General features: G+C 65.7%; 2 protein-coding genes. Both read left to right on the top strand.

The genetic code is table 11. The features are described 5' to 3' along the window. The first annotated feature begins 92 nt into the window (after window positions 1–92). Entirely contained in the window at window positions 93–563 is a 471-nt protein-coding gene (locus H5411_RS47250) for a helix-turn-helix domain-containing protein (protein ID WP_246370558.1), read from the top strand. Further along, window positions 452–1,234 (top strand): IS630 family transposase, encoded by a 783-nt coding sequence (locus H5411_RS46485; protein WP_220818393.1) that lies wholly within the window; start codon window positions 452–454, stop codon window positions 1,232–1,234. Before H5411_RS47250 ends, H5411_RS46485 begins: the two co-directional genes overlap by 112 nt. Window positions 1,235–1,252: the final 18 nt, after the last annotated feature.

Raw genomic sequence — 1,252 nt, 5'->3', positions numbered from 1 at the left:
ACTAGTAGCGTGTCGCTGCTTAGTTATGGCACCTGCTGCTGGGAGGCTGTTGTCCGGCAGGTCCCTTTCCCTGCCGGACAAGGACTTTGACGATGGCCTCCCAGTTGAAGCGGCCGGTCAGGTTGTCGGCGCGGGATCGTGAAGAGCTGATCCGGCTGACCACCACGGGTGTGCATCCGGCATCGGCGATCAGGCGGGCACGAGTGCTGCTGGCACTGGACACCTCGGCGGGCGAGCCCGATCCGAAGGACGTGATCGCGGCCCGGCTCGGGGTCTCGGGCGAGATGCTGCGGCTGGTCGCCAAGCGATTCGCTGAGACCGGCGGCGATGTCCTGGCCACGATCGGGCGCAAGAAGCGCGACCTTCCGCCGGTGCCGTCCCCGGTGACCGGCGAGGTCGAGGCCCGGCTGATCGCCCTGGCGTGCTCGCAGCCGCCGGCCGGGCATGCCCGATGGTCGTTGCGGTTGCTGGAAAAACATGTCGAACTCACCGAGGACATCCCGAGCCTGGACCACTCGACCATCGGCCGGGTCCTAAAAAAACGGAACTGCGCCCTCATCTGAGGAAGTGCTGGAACATCCCGCCGAAATCGAACGCGGAGTTCGCCGCCCGCATGGAGGACGTGCTCGCGGTCTACGCCCGGCCGCATGACCCCGCCCGTCCGGTCGTGTGCATGGACGAGAAACCCTTCCAGCTGCTCGGCCAGGTCCGCGCCCCGCTGCCGGCCCGGCCAGGCCGAAACGCCTGCGAGGACAGTGAGTACGTCCGGTGCGGCACCTGCTCGATCTTCGTGTGGGCCGAACCCCTGCGCGGGTGGCGCCGTGTCCACGCCCTGACCCAGCGAACCAAGATCGACTGGGCCGGGCAGGTCAAACAACTCTTGACCGTGGACTATCCCGACGCCGAAACCGTGGTGCTGGTCATGGACAACCTCAACACCCACGGCATCGCCTCGCTCTACGAGGCCTTCGAACCCGGCGAGGCCTTCTCGCTCGCCCAGCGCCTGGAGATCCACCACACCCCCAAACACGGATCCTGGCTCAACATCGCCGAGATCGAACTCTCCGCACTATCGCGGCAATGCCTCGACCGCCGCATCAGCGACCTCGACACCCTCAACACCGAGCTCACCGCCTGGCAACACGCCATCAACACCGAACAACGTCAAGTCCACTGGCAATTCACCACCGACGACGCACGCGTCAAACTCCGCCACCTATACCCCAAGAATTAGCCGCGACAATCTACTAGG

Origin of the sequence: Amycolatopsis echigonensis (assembly GCF_014174495.1) — a bacterium.
Taxonomy (GTDB): domain Bacteria; phylum Actinomycetota; class Actinomycetes; order Mycobacteriales; family Pseudonocardiaceae; genus Amycolatopsis; species Amycolatopsis echigonensis.
The sequence above is the reverse complement of the archived record's forward strand: the minus strand, read 5'-3'. Positions and strand labels throughout refer to the sequence as shown.